General features: G+C 64.9%; 1 protein-coding gene. It reads right to left on the reverse strand.

Going from position 1 to position 291, the window contains the following annotated elements; translation table 11 throughout:
* Positions 1-37 precede the first annotated feature (37 nt).
* On the reverse strand, positions 38-291 hold a 254-nt coding region (locus AC0L3U_RS39130), incomplete at its 5' end, for a hypothetical protein (RefSeq protein ID WP_473365081.1).

Genomic DNA, 291 nt, shown 5'->3' on the forward strand with positions numbered 1-291 from the left:
GCCACAATTGCGCGAGGTCCACCGCACAGCGCAACGCTCAGGCCAGCGCACCTTGCTGGTGCGCCAGGTCCAGGGCTTCGAGCAGCAGCGTTTCGGCAGCGGTTGCATCACCCGAGCGCAGCGCCTGTCCTGCGTACACCCGCAGTATTTCGGGTGCGCACCACCCAGCCGCGCCACTGCGTGCCCGTTCCAGACTCGCCTCACCCACCGGGCTCATGCCGAAGGTGAACAACGTGTCTTCGATCAGCCCAAGGCCTTGTAAATCCGCGCTACTCAGAGTCCCGGCGTAAT

It is taken from the genome of Bradyrhizobium sp. Kon69 (genome assembly GCF_055807515.1).